At 65.1% G+C, this 18,358-nt stretch carries 16 protein-coding genes; 6 read left to right on the plus strand and 10 right to left on the minus strand.

Annotation, left to right across the window (positions count from 1 at the left end):
* Window positions 1-79: 79 nt before the first annotated feature.
* From H3H36_RS06805 to H3H36_RS06820, 4 genes are all read right to left on the minus strand, one after another.
* On the minus strand, window positions 80-1,372 hold the full coding sequence (locus H3H36_RS06805) for a Glu/Leu/Phe/Val family dehydrogenase (RefSeq protein WP_375539579.1): 1,293 nt from the start codon (window positions 1,370-1,372) through the stop codon (window positions 80-82).
* A 249-nt stretch (window positions 1,373-1,621) separates the two neighbouring features.
* Window positions 1,622-2,584 (minus strand): LysR substrate-binding domain-containing protein, encoded by a 963-nt coding sequence (locus H3H36_RS06810; protein WP_182215572.1) that lies wholly within the window; start codon window positions 2,582-2,584, stop codon window positions 1,622-1,624.
* Between the two features lie 11 nt (window positions 2,585-2,595).
* Window positions 2,596-4,035 carry an MFS transporter gene (locus H3H36_RS06815; RefSeq protein WP_182215575.1) on the minus strand — a complete coding sequence of 480 codons (1,440 nt, stop codon included), beginning with the start codon at window positions 4,033-4,035 and terminating at the stop codon, window positions 2,596-2,598.
* A gap of 10 nt (window positions 4,036-4,045) precedes the next feature.
* Window positions 4,046-4,516 (minus strand): MarR family winged helix-turn-helix transcriptional regulator, encoded by a 471-nt coding sequence (locus H3H36_RS06820; RefSeq protein ID WP_182215577.1) that lies wholly within the window; start codon window positions 4,514-4,516, stop codon window positions 4,046-4,048.
* A 231-nt stretch (window positions 4,517-4,747) separates the two neighbouring features.
* Here H3H36_RS06820 and H3H36_RS06825 point away from each other — a divergent pair, with 231 nt between their 5' ends.
* Complete coding sequence (locus tag H3H36_RS06825; protein ID WP_182215580.1) at window positions 4,748-5,593, plus strand: oxidoreductase; 846 nt, start codon at window positions 4,748-4,750, stop codon at window positions 5,591-5,593.
* A gap of 88 nt (window positions 5,594-5,681) precedes the next feature.
* Here H3H36_RS06825 and bla read toward each other — a convergent pair whose 3' ends face one another.
* Complete coding sequence (gene bla / locus H3H36_RS06830) at window positions 5,682-6,560, minus strand: class A beta-lactamase (protein ID WP_182215582.1); 879 nt, start codon at window positions 6,558-6,560, stop codon at window positions 5,682-5,684.
* 181 nt (window positions 6,561-6,741) lie between these two features.
* Window positions 6,742-8,139 carry a DEAD/DEAH box helicase gene (locus H3H36_RS06835; RefSeq protein WP_182215585.1) on the minus strand — a complete coding sequence of 466 codons (1,398 nt, stop codon included), beginning with the start codon at window positions 8,137-8,139 and terminating at the stop codon, window positions 6,742-6,744.
* 380 nt (window positions 8,140-8,519) lie between these two features.
* On the opposite strand from H3H36_RS06835, the gene H3H36_RS06840 reads away from it, so the two are divergent.
* Both H3H36_RS06840 and H3H36_RS06845 read left to right on the plus strand, forming a co-directional pair.
* Window positions 8,520-9,725, plus strand: coding sequence for an NHL repeat-containing protein (locus tag H3H36_RS06840; RefSeq protein WP_182215587.1), 1,206 nt, complete (start codon window positions 8,520-8,522; stop codon window positions 9,723-9,725).
* A gap of 118 nt (window positions 9,726-9,843) precedes the next feature.
* Window positions 9,844-10,080: a hypothetical protein gene (locus H3H36_RS06845; protein WP_182215589.1), complete on the plus strand. Its 237-nt coding sequence runs from the start codon at window positions 9,844-9,846 to the stop codon at window positions 10,078-10,080.
* Window positions 10,081-10,102: 22 nt separating this feature from the next.
* Here the strand turns inward: H3H36_RS06845 and H3H36_RS06850 are convergent, their stop codons facing one another.
* The 3 genes from H3H36_RS06850 to H3H36_RS06860 form a co-directional block, all read right to left on the minus strand.
* Window positions 10,103-10,765, minus strand: a complete 663-nt coding sequence (locus H3H36_RS06850; RefSeq protein WP_182215591.1) for a UPF0149 family protein — start codon at window positions 10,763-10,765, stop codon at window positions 10,103-10,105.
* 114 nt (window positions 10,766-10,879) lie between these two features.
* Window positions 10,880-11,671, minus strand: a complete 792-nt coding sequence (fabI, locus tag H3H36_RS06855) for an enoyl-ACP reductase FabI (RefSeq protein WP_182215594.1) — start codon at window positions 11,669-11,671, stop codon at window positions 10,880-10,882.
* Between the two features lie 318 nt (window positions 11,672-11,989).
* On the minus strand, window positions 11,990-13,360 hold the full coding sequence (locus tag H3H36_RS06860) for a transglycosylase SLT domain-containing protein (RefSeq protein WP_182215596.1): 1,371 nt from the start codon (window positions 13,358-13,360) through the stop codon (window positions 11,990-11,992).
* A gap of 317 nt (window positions 13,361-13,677) precedes the next feature.
* Here H3H36_RS06860 and H3H36_RS06865 point away from each other — a divergent pair, with 317 nt between their 5' ends.
* On the plus strand, window positions 13,678-14,238 hold the full coding sequence (locus tag H3H36_RS06865) for a DUF1415 domain-containing protein (protein WP_182215598.1): 561 nt from the start codon (window positions 13,678-13,680) through the stop codon (window positions 14,236-14,238).
* Window position 14,239: 1 nt separating this feature from the next.
* Window positions 14,240-14,431 (plus strand): DUF1289 domain-containing protein, encoded by a 192-nt coding sequence (locus tag H3H36_RS06870; RefSeq protein ID WP_182159694.1) that lies wholly within the window; start codon window positions 14,240-14,242, stop codon window positions 14,429-14,431.
* A 37-nt stretch (window positions 14,432-14,468) separates the two neighbouring features.
* Here the strand turns inward: H3H36_RS06870 and H3H36_RS06875 are convergent, their stop codons facing one another.
* Entirely contained in the window at window positions 14,469-14,975 is a 507-nt protein-coding gene (locus H3H36_RS06875; protein WP_182215600.1) for a DUF1993 domain-containing protein, read from the minus strand.
* Between the two features lie 207 nt (window positions 14,976-15,182).
* On the opposite strand from H3H36_RS06875, the gene H3H36_RS06880 reads away from it, so the two are divergent.
* Window positions 15,183-18,308: an EAL domain-containing protein gene (locus H3H36_RS06880; RefSeq protein ID WP_182215603.1), complete on the plus strand. Its 3,126-nt coding sequence runs from the start codon at window positions 15,183-15,185 to the stop codon at window positions 18,306-18,308.
* The last annotated feature ends 50 nt before the right edge of the window (window positions 18,309-18,358 follow it).

Below are 18,358 nucleotides of genomic sequence, written 5' to 3' on the forward strand. Positions count from 1 at the left end.
TCAGTGCCAACATTCGTACAGGGCTCGTGTACGATTGTTGGCACTGACCCCAACGCGGGTTATGGTGCCGGGCGAGGGCTTATGGGTACAGGCCGCGTACTTCGCGCGCCTGCAGCACGCGGGTGCAGGCCAGGATGAAGGTGGCGGTGCGCAGCGTGACCTTCTTCTCCTGCGCCACGTTCCACACGGCGTTGAACGCTTCCTGCATGATGCGGGTCAGGCGGGCGTTGATCTCGTCCTCGCTCCAGAAGAAGCTGGAGAAGTCCTGCACCCACTCGAAGTAGGACACGGTCACGCCGCCGGCGTTGGCCAGCACGTCCGGCACGATCAGCACGTCCTTGTCGGCCAGGATGTCGTCCGCTTCCGGCGTGGTCGGGCCGTTGGCGCCTTCCAGGATGATCTTGGTGCGGATCCGTGGCGCGTTCTTGGCCGTGATCTGCTGTTCCAGCGCGGCCGGGATCAGGATGTCGGACTCGATATCCCAGAACGCTTCGCGGTCGAGGAACGCTTCAGCGCCGGGGAAGCCGGTGACGCTGCCGCATTCGGCCACGTGCTGGTGCAGGCGCGGGATATCCAGCCCACCCTGGTGGACCACGGTGCCGGTATGGTCCTGCACCGCGATCACTTTGGAACCGGCTTCTGCGAACATCGTTGCTGCGACGCCGCCTACGTTGCCGAAACCCTGGACGGCGACACGCGCCCCCTCGATTTTTACGCCGCGCTTGGCGGCCGCTTCACGGCCCACGACGAACACGCCGCGGCCGGTCGCTTCGCGGCGGCCCAGCGAGCCGCCCAGCGAGATTGGTTTGCCGGTGACCACGCCGGTCGACAGGTTACCTTCGATCATGGCGTAGGAGTCCATCATCCATGCCATCACCTGTTCGTTGGTGTTCACGTCCGGCGCCGGAATGTCCTTGGTGGGGCCGATGATCAGGCTGATCTCGCTCGTGTAGCGGCGGGTCAGGCGCTGCAGTTCGCCCTTGGACAGGGTCTTGGGATCGACGCGGATGCCGCCCTTGGCGCCGCCGTACGGCACGTTCACGGCCGCGTTCTTGACCGTCATCCAGGCCGACAGGGCCATCACTTCGGACAGGGTCACGTCCTGGTGGAAGCGCACGCCGCCTTTACCTGGGCCGCGCGACATGTTGTGCTGCACGCGGTAGCCTTCGAAGTGGGCGATCGAGCCGTCATCGCGTTCGATCGGCACGTCCACGGTCAGGATGCGCTTGGGACGCTTCAGGGTCTCGACCCAGCGCGACAGGTGACCCAGGTGCGGGGTGACGCGGTCGATCTGCTGCAGGTAGACGCCCCAAGGGCCGAGGTCTTCGGGATTGAGGTAGGAAGGCAGTGCGTGTTGGGTGGTCATGCTCATAACTCCTATGGGTTCGTGAGTGACGCGGCTCTTGGCTGCGTTCAGTGGGACGAATCATAGGCCCGGATGAGTTAGCCCGGCCAATGCTGTATGCGCATCCTATTATGCAAAATTTGCATAGTTATGCACTGTAACGGTGCGTGAACGGGCGTGCTTTTCGGGGGCGGGATTTTCGCCAAAAAAGCCCCGAAAGCGACGCAAAATCAATGCACTATCGACGCCTGGCCGGCACCGCGGCCAGGCCGCGATTCAGCGCTCGGAGACAGGCGCGCGGCGCTTGCGATTGGCCTTTTTCTGCTGCGTTTCCAGGAACTCCCACAGCCGTTCGACGATCGGTTTGCCGCGCCGCTGGGCCGAGGGACGCTCGCGGTAAAGCCGGATTTCCATCTCGATTTCCCAGCCGCCCGTGCCGCCATCGGCGCACGCCAGCTGCTTCTGCTTGATCTCGCGCGTGACGGCCGATTCGGGCAGGAAGGCCATGCCGCGGCCTTCGAGCACCATCATCTTCAAGCCTTCGGCCATGTCCGTTTCGTAGCGTGGGTCGAGGTAGGGATGCTGCTTGGCGTCGGCCAGGATCAGGTCCACCATGCGCCCCAGGTAGGCATTGTTGGTGTAGGACAGGAACGGCAGCGGCGCCTCCGGCGCGCCGGGCAGGGCGTAGGCCGGGGTGCGCGTCTTGTCGCAACGCGCGTAGGGGCGCAGCGCTTCGCGTCCCATCACCAGCATGTCGTAGCGGCCCGGATCGAGCTGCACCGGCTGGCGCGGATGGTGGTAGCACAGCAGCAGGTCGCAGCCGCCTTCCACCAGTTGCAGCACGGCGTCGTGCACGTTAAGCGCCATCAGGCGGCTCTTGATGGGCGCGAAATCATGCTCCAGCGCCGACAGCCATTTGGGCACGAAAGTCAGCGACAGCGTGTGCGGCACGGCCAGGTCGATGCTGGTCAGGGCGGCGGCGCGCTTGTTGCGCATCATGTCGCGTGCGCCGTTGATCTGGGCCAGCATTTCCAGCGCCTGTTCGTAGAACACGATGCCGGCCGAGGTCAGCCGGGTGGGGTAGGAGGTGCGGTCGATCAGGTCCGTGCCCAGCCAGTTTTCCAGCGACTGGATACGGCGCGAAAAGGCGGGCTGCGTCACGTGCCGCAGCGCCGCCGAGCGGCTGAAGTTATTGGTTTCGACCAGCGAGATAAAGTCTTCCAGCCATTTGGTTTCCATCGTTTTGCTCCTTAGTTTTGCTGGGCGGTGGGGGTGGCGCCGACGGTGCCGATCGCGCGCATGGGCGTGAACAGCCAGGCCAGCGCCGCCAGCGCGATCAGCGTGGCGCCGCCGCCGGCGAACAGTTGCGCCAGCGTGATCGATTGCAGCAGCCAGCCGGTGGCGGACGCCGACAACGGCGCCAGTCCCATGAAGATGAACATGAAGATGCTCATGGTGCGGCCCATCATGTGCGGCGGCACGCGGCGCTGTATCCACGTGAAGACGGACACCTGCATGTAACCCGACACGGTGCCCACGGCCAGCAGCAGCACGGCCCCTTGCCACGTGCTGTGGATGCGGCCCAGCGGCATGACGAGCGCGCCGACGATCATGTCGGCCAGCAGCACCATGCCGCCAAAGCTGGCCATGCGCAGGCGCGCGCCGGCGATGGCGGCGCCGGCCATGCCGGCCAGGCTGCCCGCACCATTGGCCGCCATCAGCAGGCCGAACGCGGTGGCGCCGTGCAGCCGCTCGTTGCCCAGCGCGGGCAGGGCCACCTGCATGGCGCCGCCGATGAACAGGGCCACCAGGCCCCAGTAGCTGAAGCACAGGCGCAGCGCCGTGTCGCGCCACACCATGGCCAGTCCGGCGCCGACGGAACGCCAGACGGAAAGCTGGCTACCGTTGGCGGCGTGCGTTGTGGTGGCGTGCGTTGTGGCGGTGGTGTCCGGCATTGCGCCCGGATGCGCAGCGTGCGTCGCGGATGCGCCAGGCAGCTCGCGTACCTTGGCCAGCGTCCATGCCGACAGCAGGAAGCTGGCGCAATCGAAGCCGAACGCCAGCGCCAGGCCGCGCGCGTCGCGCACCGCGCCGCCGCTGTCGCCGGCCAGTGCGATCAGCAGGGCCGCCAGCAGCGGGCCGGCCAGCGTGGTCAGTTGGCGCATCCCCATCAGCATGCCGTTGGCCTGTTCCAGTTGCTGCGGCGCGATCACGCGCGGCAGGATGGAGGTGCCGGACGGGATGCCGAACGCCTGCGCCAGACCCAGGCCCAGCGCCAGCCCGTACACCAGCCACAGCGTCACTTGCCCGTTCAGGGCCAGCGTGATCGATAGCGATGACGTGAGCGCCAGCGTGAGCGTGGGCGCGTTGTTCAGCACCAGCAGCGTGAGCATGGCCAGCAGCGCGGCGTTGGCGTACTTGCTGAGCATGAGCACGCGCCTGGGCGAATGGCGGTCCACCAGCGCGCCGCCGATCAGGATGAACAGCGCGCGCGGCGCGCTCATGAACGCGATCGCCAGGCCCAGGGCCAGCGTGTCGCCGGTCAGCTTGAGCACCAGCCAGGGCAGGGCGATCATGGTCAGCTGGTCGCCCAGCATGGAAATGGCGCCGCCGCGCAGCAGCCAGCGGAAATTGGGATCGCGCAGCAGGGTGGCGCGCGATGGTTCAGGTGCGGGACGCGATGCCGCCATGGTGTGCTCCTCAGGAGTTGGATGGGCCCATGCCGGCGATCTGGCCCAGCACGGCCGACAGGGCTGCCAGCTGCTCGGGCGGGCAGCTGCGCAGCAGTTCGCCGCTGGTCTGCTGGGCCACGACGGTGGCGTTGGCCAGCAGTTCGCGGCCCGTGCTCGTGATGGCCGCGTAGCCCACGCGGGCGTCGCGCGGGTCTTGCTGGCGTTCGATCAGGCCGATCTTCTCCAGCGGCAGCAAGGTGCGCGTGACGCCGGACGCCGTCAGGCCCTGGCGCTCGGCCAGGTCGACCCGGCGCAAACGGCCGCCCGGTGCGCGGCTCAGGTAGAACAGCAGCATGAAGTCGCTGAAGCTGATGCCGTGGTGGCCGCCCAGCGTGGTGTCGAGCCGGCGCACCAGCATCGCTTGCGCGCGCGCCAGCCGCAGGGCGACGTCGAGTTGTGGGCTGATGGTGTCGGTGCTGTCGTTGCTGTGTTCGCTCATGGTGTGCCTCGCTGAAGATGCTCGCTTGTTGTTTGCTTATTGCTTGCTTATTGCTTGATTGGTTGTTGATTGATACTTGAGTGCGCAAGTATATGCCTGTTAATGGGATTTGCAAGCGTTTTTATGGAAATTGCGAAATAAATCATCTTGATAAAAAAATATTTCATGCCATGATGGTCGTGCCGTCCAATCCCGGCCGGCGCTACCGCCACCTTGAAGGGAAACATGCACATGGCTCAGTCCCGACACACCTGGTTCATCACGGGCGCATCCTCCGGCTTTGGCCGGGCGTTCGCCGCGCACGCGCTGGCGCGCGGCCACAACGTGGTCGCCACCGCGCGCACTATCTCGAAACTGGACGACCTGGCCGCGCAGGCGCCCGAGCGCGTGCTGGCGCTGCGGCTCGACGTCGACCAGGCAGGCGACGCGCAGCTGGCCATCGACGCGGCCGTGGCCCGCTTTGGCCGTATCGACGTGTTGATCAACAACGCCGGCTATGGCATCGTCGGCGCCGTGGAGGAGACGCCGGAGGCGGAGCTGCGCGCGCAAATGGAAACCAATTTCTTCGGCGCGATGGCCGTCACGCGCGCCGCACTGCCCACCTTGCGCGCGCAGCGCGGCGGCGCCATCGTCAATGTGTCGAGCATGGGCGGGCAGATGTCATTCGCCGGCTACAGCGCCTATTCCGCCTCCAAGTTCGCGCTCGAGGGCGCGAGCGAAGCGCTGGCGCTGGAGCTGGCGCCGTTCGGGGTGAAGGTGATGATCGTCGAGCCGGGCGCGTTCCGCACCGACTTCGCGGCCGGCGCGCTGCGCCACATGCCGCAGCTGGAGGCGTATCGCGACGTGGTGGGGCCGATTCGCGCCTTCACCAGCGAGATGCACAACACCCAGCAGGGCGACCCGCGCAAGGCCGCCGCCGCCATTGAGCAAGCGTTGCTGGCCGAGGTCACGCCATTGCGGCTGCAACTGGGCGCGGACGCCGTTGATGCCGTGCGCGCGCACGCGCAGGCGTTGCTGGCCGACCTGGAACGGTGGGAATCGGTGGCCCGCGCCACGGCGTTCGACACGCGCGCATGATGGTGCGATGGATGGCGCGCCGCCGAGCGCGCGCTCGCGCAGACGCGCTGGTGCGCGTGCCGTCGTGGACGTGGGGCCGTGCGCGACTTTATCCCAGGTGCGCCGCGACGATCTTTGCCGCCGCCGCGATGACGTCGTTGCGCCAGTGCGCGTCGGGCTTGTGGCCGGTGGTGTAGATCACCAGCACGATGGGCGCGCGTTCCGGTGGCCACAGCACGCCCGCGTCATTGGCCGTGCCGTAGTCGCCCGAGCCGGTCTTGTCGCCCACTTGCCAGCTGGCCGGCACGCCGGCGCGGATACGGGCGTCGCCCGTGGTGTTCCCGCGCAACCAGTCGCACAGCTGCGCGCGCTGGGCGGGCGGCAGGCCATCGTCCAATGCCAGCCGCTGCAGGCTGCGGCCCATGGCGGCGGGTGAGGAGGTGTCGCGCAGGTCGCCGGGAATGGCGGAATTGAGGGCCGTTTCCCAGCGCTCCAGCTGGAACGTGGTGTCGCCGATGGTGCGCGCGTAGGCCGTCACGCCGGCCGGGCCGCCGAGGAGCTTCATCAACAGGTTGGCGGCCGTATTGTCGCTGTACTGGAGCGCGGCCGCGCACAGCTCGGCCACCGTCATGCCATCGCCCACGTGCTTTTCCGTGACGGGCGAGTAGCTCACCAGTTCCGTCTTTGGATAAGCGATGCGTCGTTCCAGCAGGCCCGCCTCCTGCGCGCCACGGGCCAGGATGGCCGATGCAGCCATGATCTTGAAGGTGCTGCACATCGGGAAGCGTTCGTCGGCACGGTACGCCAGTTGCGCGCCGCTGCCCGTGCTGCGCGCGTAGACGCCGAGCCGGCCATCCAGCGCCTGTTCCAGCTTGCGCAGCTGGTCCAGTGCCGCGTCAGCGGCCGGTGCGGTGCTGGCGCGGGTTGCCAGCGGCAGGCAGGCGGCGGCGAGCAGGAATTGGCGGCGCAGCAAGGCGGCAGGAGTCATGGCGATGGCCTGGTTGTCAAATGAGTAATAATAATGCAAATTGGGAAAACCGTGTTACGTCCCCGATTTTGCGCATTGGAAAAATCGGGGACGTAACACGGTTTTGCTTGGGCGTAAAAAAACCACCCGTCCGGAGGGAGGGGTGGTCTTGTGCTGCCGTCAGGCCGGGCGCCAGGCGGTATTAACGGTCGCCGTAGCTGCGGCGGGCGCCGTCGTTGCTGCGCGGGTTGCTGCCTTTGTAGCCGCCGCCGCTGGCACCGTCACGGCGCGGGGCGTTGGGCTTGCTGAAGGTGCGCTGGCCCGGCTTGGCGCCACCGCGGTTGTCGCCCGGCTTCCAGCCGCCTGGACGCGAGGTCGAGCGCGGCGGGGCCGATTTCTTCGGCTCGTAGCCTTCGATCACGTTGACCGGGATCAGCTGCTTGGTGAAGCGCTCGATGCGCTTCACGTTCATGCCTTCGGCATGGTTCACCAGCGAGATGGCCAGGCCGTTGCGGCCGGCGCGGCCGGTGCGGCCGATGCGGTGCACGTAGTCCTCGGGGAACTTGGGCAGGTCGTAGTTGAACACGTGGGTGATGGTGGGCACGTCGATGCCGCGCGCGGCCACGTCGGTGGCCACCAGCACTTTGACCTGGCCGCGGCGCAGGCTGTCGAGGGTGCGGTTGCGCGCGCCCTGGTGCATGTCGCCGTGCAGGGCGGCGGCCGAGAAGCCGGCGATGTTCAGGCGGTCGGCGATGGTGTCGGCGTCGCGCTTGGTGGCGGTGAATACCACGGCCTGGTCCAGCGAGTCGTCGCGCAGCAGGTGGTCCAGCAGGCGGTTCTTGTGCGACAGGTCGTCCACGAAGTGCACGCGCTGGGTGATGTTCTCATGCTTGTTGGCCGCGCTCATGATCTGGATGATCTGCGGATCCTTGGTGATGCGGCGCGCCATGTTGCCCACCACGCCGTCCAGCGTGGCCGAGAACAGCATGGTCTGGCGGGTGTCCGGCGTCGCTTCGACGATCTTTTCGATGTCGTCGATGAAGCCCATGTCCAGCATGCGGTCCGCTTCGTCCAGCACCAGGATTTCCAGTTGCGAGAAGTCGATCTTGCCCGACTCCATGTGGTCGATCAGGCGGCCCGGCGTGGCCACCAGGATTTCAGGATTCTTGGCCAGCAGTTGCATCTGCTTGGGGTAGGGCATGCCGCCCAGGATGGAGACCGCCTTCAGGCGGCGCAGGTTGACGCTGTATTTGTCGGTGTTGGTGGTCACCTGCAGGGCCAGTTCGCGGGTCGGGGTCAGCACCAGCATCTTCGGCTGGGCGGGCTTGAAACGGGGGCGCTCGCCACGGGCGCGGGCGGCTTGCATTTCCTGGTTGTGGGTGCGGCTGGCGGCGCTCGGCTCGAGCGCGGACAAACGGTGCAGCGAGGGCAGCATGAAGGCCGCCGTCTTGCCGGAACCGGTTTGCGAGGATACCAACAAGTCCTTGCCCGCGATGGCGGCGGGCACCGCCTGCTCTTGCACCGGAGTCGGCTTGGTGTAGCCGGCGTCGGTCAGGGCTTTGATGATGGACGTGTTGAGACCAAGTGCTTCAAATGTCATTCTTATCTTTCGTAAAAATCAGCGTTCGTGCAAACAAGCAGAACGCAAAATAGCAACGCCAACCAAAACGAAATGACTCAATCAAAATCGATAGAAATTTCGGCACAAAAGCTTTGCGCCGGGACGGTGTCAGGTGCGACACACAAGGCGGGAGGGCTTTATAAGCGACATCAGTGCGATGCGCTAAGGCTTGCGAAGCTGCTAGTTATTTTTCGGGCGACTGCTGTATTGCAGCGCAGAGGCAGGACTATACCTGATTTTGACTGCCTTTGCACGCATTAATATGCGTTCGCTTATGGGTGTACCTTTCTAATTTTCAAAAAGATAAGCTTGGTATTTCATAGTAAGATGCTCTTTACTTATTTTTTTGCATACTCATCATGGCAATTGCTCGCACTTTCTCCCGCAACTACCTGGGCGCTGTGCTGGCGCTGGCGCTGGCCGCGTGCGGCGGTGGCGCGGGCGTGCCCAGTGGTCCCATCGTCGTGGCGCCGGCCATCAACACGCCGGCCACCAACCCGAATGGCGTACAGGCCATTCCCGCCGGCGGCAGCCATACCTTGGCCGCGGGCGAAAAGGTGATGGTACCGGCCGGTACCATTGTGACGTCCAATGGCAGCAGTATCACCATCAATGGCTCGAATAACACCGTCAACGTGACGGCGGGCGCCGTCGTGCAGGTGCCATCCTCGGCCACCGGCACGGCTGACAATACCGTGGTGGCCAGCGCGGCGGCGGCCGGGGTGACGGTGAGTGCGCAGTTGCTGGCCGGCCCGTCTTCCATGGGTAACTACACCCCCGTTGATGGCACGGGCGACCAGGCCCGTTTCGGCGGCCTGTACCAGTTGACGCTCGATGGTGCGGGCAACCTGATCGGCTCCGACCGCGGCAGCCTGCGCCGCATCACGCCGGCCGGTGTCGTGAGCACGCTGCCCGCTTCCGCCTCGCTCACGTTCGAAGGCGTGGCTGTCGATGGCGCGGGCAATATCTATGGCACCGACAGCGCCACCAGTGTGCTGTACCGGCGCACGCCCGATGGCGCGGAGCAGTCCTGGGGCCCGGACTGGAGCAAGGTCATGGTGAACAAGGGTGGCCAGCTGGCGGTGGACGGGGCGGGCACTGTGTACCGGGCCGATTTCGATAACCGCCGCATCCTGAAGATTTCGGCGGCCGGCGTGGTCAGCGTGCTGGCCGGCGGCGGCTCGGGCGATGGCAACGATGGCGTGGGCGTCAACGCGGCCTTCCATGGCCCCAGCGCCATCGTGCTCGACGCCAATGGCGCGCTGCTGGTCAACGACAGCGACGCCATCCGCAAGGTCCAGGCCAACGGCACGGTGACGACAGTGGCCAAGATTCCCAAGCGCATCATACCCATCGATGGCTCCATCGCCGTCGATCATGGCTACATTTATGCCGCGACGGACAGCGCCATCGTGCGCGTGGCGCCGGACGGCACGGTCGACGCCATGCACTTCGCCAGTGGCTCCATGCCCTACATCATGACGCTGGTGGCCGACGGCCACGGCACCTTGTACGCGGGCACCGGCTGGGCATCGCCGGTGCAGGTCTGGAAGATCACGCTGTGATCGGGGCCGGCGTGTAGATTGGAGAGAAACAAGCGCGCATGAGACGCTATACTTTACAAAAAGCATAACGTTATCAACTTTCCAAATGCTAGCCAATGGCTGGCGCAAGAGGTGCATCATGCGCGGCAGGAGTGTTCCCCATTTGATGATCGTCGGCGGCGTGGCGCTGGGCGCCGCGCTGGGTGCGATGCATGTCATGCGCGACATGGCCGCGCCCAGGCCGGCGCTGGAGCCGGTGCGCGAGGCGCGGGCGGCGCCCCAGGCCGAGCACAAGAAGCATTCCAGGATGCAGCAAGCGATCGCCCAGGCCTCTCAGACGGACAAGATCGCCCGCGCGCTGGGCGGATCGGACTGATCGCAGGCGGCGCCGCTCGCCGTCAGGCGTCGGCCGCGCCGCAGCACTTCTTGTACTTTTTCCCGCTGCCGCAAGGGCAGGGATCGTTGCGGCCCACCTTGGGCGTGGCGCGCTGGACCGGGCGGGCGGCATGTGCCGTGGTGCCAGGCCGGCGCCCCAGGCGCGCGGCGTTGATGGCGATGACAGCTGGCGCCACCGCATCCATCCACCGTTCCGTCTCCTCGTCCGTCATGCTTGCATCCCGGCCTTCGGTGGCGGCCAGTTGCTGCATGGGGGTGAACCAGTCCGGCTGCGTGGCCAGCAGAGGCGCCCAGCCGGCCGCGTCCAGTTGCATACCCTTGAGAAACCCTCGGCACCAGTCGCCGATGCCCCATTCCGGCCCGCAGTGGAAGATGGGTTCAAAGCTGGCCGCATCTTGCTGCAGCCATTGGGCCAGGTGATTGTAGTGGCGCATGACCAGGTTCAGCGCGCGTTCCGTCTGCGGCGACTCCGCCATGCCATCCAGGATCTGTGGCAACCAGGTGCCGGGCGCTGTCAGGCCGGGGGCGACCACGATTGCCGTCAACAAGCCCTCCAGCGTGGACACGTCGGACACGTCCGCGCCCGGACGGGCCTGGGCCAGCAGTGCGCCTAGCGCTTCATATTCATCATCGGACAGCGGAACGGCGAGGGAGGCATTGTTCATGGTAATGCAGTATGGGAGAGGGGGCTTGGCCGGCTTGCGGCCGGATATAAAAAATGGGGACGGAGCACGATTAAGTCATTGTGCTACGTCCCCCATTAAATCAGGTGGGCCGGATCAGGTGTAGTCTTCCGCGTTCAGGCCCATCACGTGGGAGAAGCCGCCGTCCACGTAGGTGATTTCGCCGGTGATGCCCGACGCCAGGTCCGACAGCATGAAGGCGGCCGTGTTGCCCACTTCCTCGATGGTGACGTTGCGGCGCAGTGGCGCGTGCGACGAGGCGAAGCCCAGCAGCTTGCCGAAGTCCTTGATGCCGGACGCGGCCAGGGTCTTGATGGGGCCAGCCGAGATGCCGTTGGCGCGGATGCCCAGCTTGCCCAGGTTTTCCGCCAGGTAGCGTACCGACGCTTCCAGCGAGGCCTTGGCCAGGCCCATGGTGTTGTAGTAGGGGATGGCGCGGATGGCGCCCAGGTACGACAGCGTCAGCAGCGACGAGCCTTCCTTGAGCAGCGGCAGCGCGGCCTTGGCCATGGCCGGGAAGCTGTAGGCGGAAATGTCGTGGGCGATGCGGAAGTTCTCGCGGGTCAGGCCATCCAGGAATTCGCCGGCGATCGCTTCGCGCGGTGCGAAGCCGATGGCGTGCACCAGGCCGTCCAGCTGCGACCAGCTTTGCGCCAGGTCGGTGAACAGGGCGGCGATCTGCTCGTCGCTGGAGACGTCGCAATCGAACACCAGCGAGCTGCCGAATTCGGCGGCGAACTCCGTGATCCGGTCCTTGAAGCGCTCACCGACGTAGGTGAAGGCCAGCTCGGCGCCTTCGCGGTGGCAAGCCTTGGCGATGCCGTAAGCGATGGAACGGTTCGACAGCAAACCGGTGATGAGGATTTTTTTGCCTTGCAAGAACGCCATATAGACTCCGATTGCTACTGCTGCGCCGCAGCGCCGCCCGGCAGGCGGCGACGGCGACGGCGACAGTATGGGTTGTTTGGTAGTGGTGGCCAGGCTGGCTAAGAAGTTTTTTCAAAAAGTCCATGACGTCGTTGCGGCGCCTTGCCGTGCACGCGCACTGTCTTCGTCGCCACGCCTGGCCATGGTCATTTTGAAACAACTTCTAAAAGCGCCGTCCTGGAACGCAACTTTGCGCGCTCAAGGTCTGGCAGCCGCAAGACCGAGATTGTAGGGCGTGTGCGCCGCGCTGGCAACTTTTCATCGTCGCCAACACGGGCTTCAGTCTTCGTTGCGGTGACGCGATTTGTGCTGGTAGCGCGAGACGTGGGCCTTGACCAGCTTGACGGGCGCGTCGTCGTCATCGCTGTGGCGGCGTGCCGCCTTGTAGCCGCGGCCGCGCTTGCCGCCACGGTCCGCTTCCAGCGCCACGACGGCGTTGTCGGCCACTTCGGGCGCGATGTCCACGTTGGCCGAGGTGGCCAGCTTGGGCACGAGGATGGTGGAACCAGCCTTGAGCACCGTCTTTTGCGGGATGTTGTTGGCCTGGCGGATCACTTCCGGCGTGGTGTGGAACTTGGAGGCCAGGGTTTCGATCCGTTCGCGCGCGCTGGTGATCTTGTGCGTGGTCCAGGTCGACAGGGCGCGGCCCCACTGGGCCAGGTTCAGGTGGAACTTTTCCGCGTTTTCCTGCGGCAGCAGGATCTTGGTGTGTTCGCCGCCCGTGATGACGGGACGGTTGAATTGCGGATTGAGTGCCTTGAATTCATCGACCGACAATTCGGCCAGGTGGGCGGCGATGGTCAGGTCGATGTCGCTGGTCTTGTCGACGGCCGTGAAGTAGGGCTGATTGTTGATCAGTGGCAAGGTCAGGCCATACTGGCCCGGATTGGCGATGATGTTCTTGACCGCTTGCAGCTTGGGCACATAGTTGCGGGTCTCGGCCGGCATCAGCTCGGACAGGCTCTCGAAATCGGTTGGCTTGCCCAGCGCACGGTTGTGCTGGATGGCCTTCTGCACCGAGCCTTCGCCCCAGTTGTAGGCCGCCAGCGCCAGTTGCCAGTCGCCGAACATGTCATACAGGCGCTGCAGGTAGGTGAGGGCGGCGTCGGTCGAGGCCACGATGCCGCGCCGCTCGTCCTTGAACACGTTCTGCTTGAGGTTGAAGTCGCGCCCCGTGCCGGGCACGAACTGCCACATGCCGGCCGCGTTGGCGCTCGACAGCGCTTGCGGGTTGAAGGCCGATTCGATGAACGGCAGCAGCGCCAGTTCCGTCGGCATGCCGCGCTTTTCCAGTTCCGTGACCACGTGGAACAGGTACAGCGAGGCGCGCGCCGTGGTGCGGGCCATGTAGTCGGGACGGCTGCTGTACCAGGTGATGTGCTTGGCCACCAGCGGGTTGTCCAGGTCGGGGATGGCGTAGCCGGAGCGGATGCGGCCCCACACGTCCGTCTCGCGCAGCGCGTCTTCGCTGGCGGGGCGGGCTTGTTTGGTCTCGGCCTTGGCGGCCAGGGTGGTGTCGGGCGCTTTGACTTGGGCCGGCTGGAAGGCTGCGATGGCCGGCAGGCCCGCGTCGGCGGCCTGGCTCAGCGCCGGTGCCAGCATCAGGGCCAGCGCCGCCAGTGCAGCGGAAGTGTTATTGCGTGCTTGCATAGTATTCCATTGTTGTCGGCAAAGTAACACCGGACGGACATGAATAAACGTGGAGTGTACGAAGGTCGACTAGCTGAGTCAAGAAATATGTCAGCCGCGTGACGACCTCGCCGGTTAGTGCTTTTTGGCAATAATTGCCGGTGAGTACAATACAGTTGTCGTGGAATTCAGGGCAAATCACCTGCCGCCTGGGCGCGCCGCCCTGGCGCTACAAGGCCAGCATGGTCCGCGCCGGGAACTGGCGCAAGCGGGACGCAGTACATATATGAGATGGCGCAAAGAGTGCGTACAATTCGGGTTTTGAATCAAGGAATGACATGAACACCACCGCCGCCGACCACGCCGCCATCATCGCCGCCACTGAACAATGGCTGGAAAAGGCCGTCATCGGCCTGAACCTGTGCCCGTTCGCCAAGGCCGTGCACGTCAAGAAGCAGGTGCGCTACGTGGTGTGCGACGCCGATACGCCGGAGGCGCTGCTGTCCATGCTGATGGATGAATTGCAATATTTGTCGGACGCGGACCCGGAAGCCGTCGACACCACGTTGTTAATCCATCCCCATGTATTGACCGATTTCCAGGATTACAACGAGTTCCTGGACGTGGCCGATGCCGCGCTGGAAGACATGGACCTGGTGGGCGAGCTGCAAGTGGCCAGCTTCCACCCGCAATACCAGTTCGCCGACACGGCGCCCGACGACATCAGCAATTACACCAACCGGGCGCCCTATCCGACCCTGCACCTGCTGCGCGAGGCCAGCGTGGAGCGGGCGGTGGACGCCTTCCCCGAGGCGAACGAGATTTTCGAGAAGAATATCGCCACCCTGGAAGGGCTGGGCCACGCCGGCTGGGACCAGCTGGGCCTGAAGGTGAAATAAGATGACGAACGATTTGCCGGTGCGGCCCGACACCCCCTGCGTGGCCGTCTGTTCCACCACCTTCGACGAGATTTGCCGCGGCTGCGGGCGCAGCGTGGTGGAGGTGGCGCACTGGGTGGCCATGACGGCCGAGCAGAAGGAAGTGGTGTGGCAGCGCATCCTGGCGCAGGGCTACCCGCGCCGCAATACCTGACGCGGCGGGCCGGCGGCGCGCGCCGGCCTGGTACAGATCAGTAGGTGCCGATAAAGTCCTTCTTGCCGATATCGAGCCCGTTGTGGCGCAGGATGTCGTAGGCCGTGGTGGCATGGAAGAAGAAGTGGGGCAGCGCATAGTGCAGCAAATAGGTCTGGCCCGTGAAATGCTTGGTCTTCTCGCCGCTGCCGGTGGTGATGGCGCGTGCCGCGCTGCCGGCGACCTGGTCCTGCGGCACGGTGTCGATGAAGGCCAGCGTCCTGGTGATGCGCGTTTTCAGTTCAGCGAAGCTGCGCTCGTTGTCCTCGAACGCGGGCACGTCCATCCCGCCCAGGCGGGCGCTGCAACCCTTGGCGAAGTCGCAGGCGATCTGGATCTGGCGGGTGAACGGCAGCATGTCCGGGTACAGGCGGAACTGCAGCAGGGCTTGCGGGTCGATCTTCTTCTGGTCGGCGTGGGTTTCGGCCTTGTCGAGGATGGCCAGCAGGCTGTTCAGGATTTGTTTGAACACGGGCACGGATGCGGAGTACATGGATAGGGTCATGGCAATTCCTCAGGTTGGGAGCGCAGATCATAGCCCGCCCGCGGTTTTTCTGCTGGCGACGCCACGATTGTTACGGCGAGGATGCATCTAGATGACTTTCTCGTGTCTTTCCGTGCATAATTCCGTGCAGGACAAACACAAAAATTCCAACCCACACAGCGTGATGATGCAAACCGATAAAACAGGCCGCGGCGCTGCGGCACATGCATGACTAGTGCCCTCTACCAGCAGGTGCGCAAGCGGCTGACCGCGCTGTATGGCCTGTCCATCTATGGCGCGCTGCTGCTGGTGGTGTTCGGCGGCCTGGTGATTCCGGCCATGATAGGCAGTTACCTGCTGATCGGCGTGCACGAGCAGCAGTCGGCCAAGGTCGCGTTGAACGAGGCGCTGCAGCGCAATGCCGACATCCTGGCGCTGGGCATGCAGGAATCGCTGTGGAACATGAACGCGGAATCGGCCCATTCGCTGGTCGAATCGGTCATGCGCGACCGCTCCGTGCTGCAGGTGGAGGTGACGGGCCAGGCCGACACCCAGTTCATCAGCGTGCAGTCGCCGCGCCGCGCCACCGGCCACGTGTTCCGCGCCGAGCGTGAAATCCTCGTGCGCGGCGAGCATATCGGCCGCATCATGGTCGAGATGGATGACGCGCGCAGCCAGCAGGACTTGCGCGAGAAGCAGCTGTCCTACGTGTTCGTGCTGGCGGCCCAGCTCACCGTGTCGCTGCTGCTGATCGTGCTGTTCCTGAACAAGCGCCTGCTCAAGCCCTTGCGCAAGCTGATGCGCTTTTCCGACCGCCTGTCCCATGGCGACTTCGAAACCCGGCTCGACCTGACCGGCAGCGACGAGCTGGGGCGGCTGGCCGGCCAGCTGGAACAGATGCGGGTGGCCATCAAGCACCTGTTCGAGGACATCGGCCAGCGCGAGGAGCGCTTCCGCACCATCGTCACCCAGGTGCCGGGCGCCGTGTTCCGCTTCCGTCCCGATGGCCCGATCGATTTCGTGTCCGACGCCATCGAGGACATCTCCGGCTATTCGGCCGCCCAGTTCATGCGCAGCACCACCCACGCCTGGGCCAACCTGATCTGCCCGGAAGACCGCAAGGCCCAGCGCCGCTGCGTGACCCAGGCCGTGCGCGACGGCCAGCCCTACGAAATCGAATACCGCATCATCGACGCCACCGGCACCGAGCGTTGGGTGGCCGAGAATGGCCAGCCGCAGGTGGCCGACGGCGAGGGCGGCGCGCCCTGGGTGGACGGCATCATCTCCGACATCAGCCAGCGCAAGCACAACGAGATGCGCATCGAAGCGTTGCTGGCCGAGCAGAGCGCCATCCTGGATAACGTGATGTTCGGCGTGATGTTCGTGCGTAACCGCGTGATCGTCTCCGTCAACCGCCGTTGCGAGGAATTGTTCGGCTACGAGCCAGGCGCCATGACGGGCAACTCCACCGCCATCGTCTTCCCCAACGCCTTCGACTACGAAGCGGCCGGCGCGCGCCAGTATTCATCGCTGGCATCGGGCGACTACTTCAGCGAGGAGCGCCACTACCGGCGCAAGGACGGCACCCTGTTCTGGTGCATGGTGAGCGGCTGCGCGATCGACCAGAACCGGCCCAACGAGGGCAGCATCTGGGTCTATGCCGACATCTCGGCCCGCAAGGAGGCCGAGGAGAAGCTGCGCCTGTCGGCCACGGTACTGGAACACATCGCCGACGGCGTGATGGTGGTGGACGCGGCCGGCAAAATCGTCGCCGTCAATCCGGCCTTCACGCAGATCACGGGCTACAGCGAGCAGGAAGCGCTGGGCAAGGACCGCACCCTGACGCGCTCGGGCCGCCACGACGACGCGTTCTACCAGAGCCTGTGGACGGAACTGGTGACCACCGGCTTCTGGCGTGGCGAGATCTGGAACCTGCGCAAGAGCGGCGAACTGTATCTGGAATGGCTGACGGTGAGCGCCGTGCGCGACAACCGGGGCCAGACCACGCACTATGTGGGCGTGTTCAGCGACATCACGCAAGTGAAGGAATCGCAGGAAAAGCTGGACCACCTGGCGCACCACGATCCGCTCACGGCCTTGCCGAACCGCCTGCTGTTCAACGACCGCCTGCAGCACGCGTTGCAGCGTGCCTCGCGCGACCATGAACAACTGGCGCTGCTGTTTATCGACCTGGATCGCTTCAAGAACGTCAACGACACGCTGGGCCACCATATCGGCGATGAGCTGCTCAAGCAGGTAGCCACGGCGCTGCAGGAAAAGCTGCGCGAAGGCGACACGCTGGCGCGCCTGGGCGGCGACGAATTCATCGTCCTGCTGGAGGACGTGGATGGCCAGCACGGCGCCGGCCTGGTGGCGGAAAAGCTGGTGGCCATGTTCGAGCAGCCGTTCATGGTGGCCGGGCACGAACTGTTCGTTACCTGCAGCGTGGGCATCAGCCTGTTCCCGACCGACGCCACCGACCTCAATATGCTGATCCGTAACGCCGACGTGGCCATGTACCAGGCCAAGGCGCGTGGACGCAATGGCTACAGCTTCTACGCGCCGTCCATGACAGGCGAGGGCGTGGAGCGGCTGCGGCTGGAAACCTTCCTGCGCCGCTCGATCGAGAAGGAGGAGATCTTCCTCAACTATCAGCCGCAGGTGGAGATCGACACGGGGCGCCTGGTGGGCGTGGAGGCGCTGGTGCGCTGGAACCATCCGGAACTGGGGCTGGTGCCGCCGGTGCGTTTCATTCCGCTGGCCGAGGACACGGGCTTCATCAACCAGCTGGGCAAGTGGGTGCTGTACGAAGCGTGCCGCCAGATGGTGCGCTGGCAGGAGGCGGGGCTGCATGTGCCCAAGATCGCCGTCAACCTGTCGGTCAAGCAGTTCGAGCGCGGCAGCATCGTCAACATGGTGGCCGACATCCTGCGCGAGACGGGGCTGGAGCCGGAGCGGCTGCAACTGGAAGTGACGGAGTCCGTCATCATGAACACGGGCGACGCGCTCAACTTCATCAACGACCTGCACTCGATCGGCGTGGGACTGGCGATCGACGATTTCGGCACCGGCTATTCGTCGCTGGCCTACCTCAAGCAGTTGCCGGTGCAGACGCTGAAGATCGACCGTTCCTTCATCCAGGATATTTCGACGGACGTGAACGACGAGGCGATTGCCATCGCCATCATCCAGCTGGGCAAGAGCATGAACCTGTCCGTGATCGCGGAAGGAGTGGAGACGGAGGAGCAGGCCGCCTTCCTGCTGCGCCAGGGCTGCCGTCTGGCCCAGGGTTATTTGTACAGCAAGCCCTTGCTGGCCGAGGACATGCTGTTGCGCTGGCACGTGCCGGCGTAAAGCGTTGTTTTAGCGGGGCGGCGCCGTTGCCGCCGCCGTGGGCGCGCTGG

Origin of the sequence: Rugamonas fusca (assembly GCF_014042365.1) — a bacterium.
GTDB classification, from domain to species: Bacteria; Pseudomonadota; Gammaproteobacteria; order Burkholderiales; family Burkholderiaceae_D; genus Rugamonas; species Rugamonas fusca.

Excerpts from the sequence above, each read along its gene's own strand:
- H3H36_RS06870 (WP_182159694.1), top strand. The coding sequence starts at position 14,240 with ATGACGAACGATTTGCCGGTGCGGCCCGACACCCCCTGCGTGGCCGTC.
- H3H36_RS06875 (WP_182215600.1), bottom strand. The coding sequence starts at position 14,975 with ATGACCCTATCCATGTACTCCGCATCCGTGCCCGTGTTCAAACAAATC.
- H3H36_RS06810 (WP_182215572.1), bottom strand. The coding sequence starts at position 2,584 with ATGGAAACCAAATGGCTGGAAGACTTTATCTCGCTGGTCGAAACCAAT.
- H3H36_RS06850 (WP_182215591.1), bottom strand. The coding sequence starts at position 10,765 with ATGAACAATGCCTCCCTCGCCGTTCCGCTGTCCGATGATGAATATGAA.
- H3H36_RS06805 (WP_375539579.1), bottom strand. The coding sequence starts at position 1,372 with ATGAGCATGACCACCCAACACGCACTGCCTTCCTACCTCAATCCCGAA.
- H3H36_RS06840 (WP_182215587.1), top strand. The coding sequence starts at position 8,520 with ATGGCAATTGCTCGCACTTTCTCCCGCAACTACCTGGGCGCTGTGCTG.
- H3H36_RS06880 (WP_182215603.1), top strand. The coding sequence starts at position 15,183 with ATGACTAGTGCCCTCTACCAGCAGGTGCGCAAGCGGCTGACCGCGCTG.
- fabI (WP_182215594.1), bottom strand. The coding sequence starts at position 11,671 with ATGGCGTTCTTGCAAGGCAAAAAAATCCTCATCACCGGTTTGCTGTCG.
- H3H36_RS06815 (WP_182215575.1), bottom strand. The coding sequence starts at position 4,035 with ATGGCGGCATCGCGTCCCGCACCTGAACCATCGCGCGCCACCCTGCTG.
- bla (WP_182215582.1), bottom strand. The coding sequence starts at position 6,560 with ATGACTCCTGCCGCCTTGCTGCGCCGCCAATTCCTGCTCGCCGCCGCC.
- H3H36_RS06865 (WP_182215598.1), top strand. The coding sequence starts at position 13,678 with ATGAACACCACCGCCGCCGACCACGCCGCCATCATCGCCGCCACTGAA.
- H3H36_RS06845 (WP_182215589.1), top strand. The coding sequence starts at position 9,844 with ATGCGCGGCAGGAGTGTTCCCCATTTGATGATCGTCGGCGGCGTGGCG.
- H3H36_RS06820 (WP_182215577.1), bottom strand. The coding sequence starts at position 4,516 with ATGAGCGAACACAGCAACGACAGCACCGACACCATCAGCCCACAACTC.
- H3H36_RS06835 (WP_182215585.1), bottom strand. The coding sequence starts at position 8,139 with ATGACATTTGAAGCACTTGGTCTCAACACGTCCATCATCAAAGCCCTG.
- H3H36_RS06860 (WP_182215596.1), bottom strand. The coding sequence starts at position 13,360 with ATGCAAGCACGCAATAACACTTCCGCTGCACTGGCGGCGCTGGCCCTG.
- H3H36_RS06825 (WP_182215580.1), top strand. The coding sequence starts at position 4,748 with ATGGCTCAGTCCCGACACACCTGGTTCATCACGGGCGCATCCTCCGGC.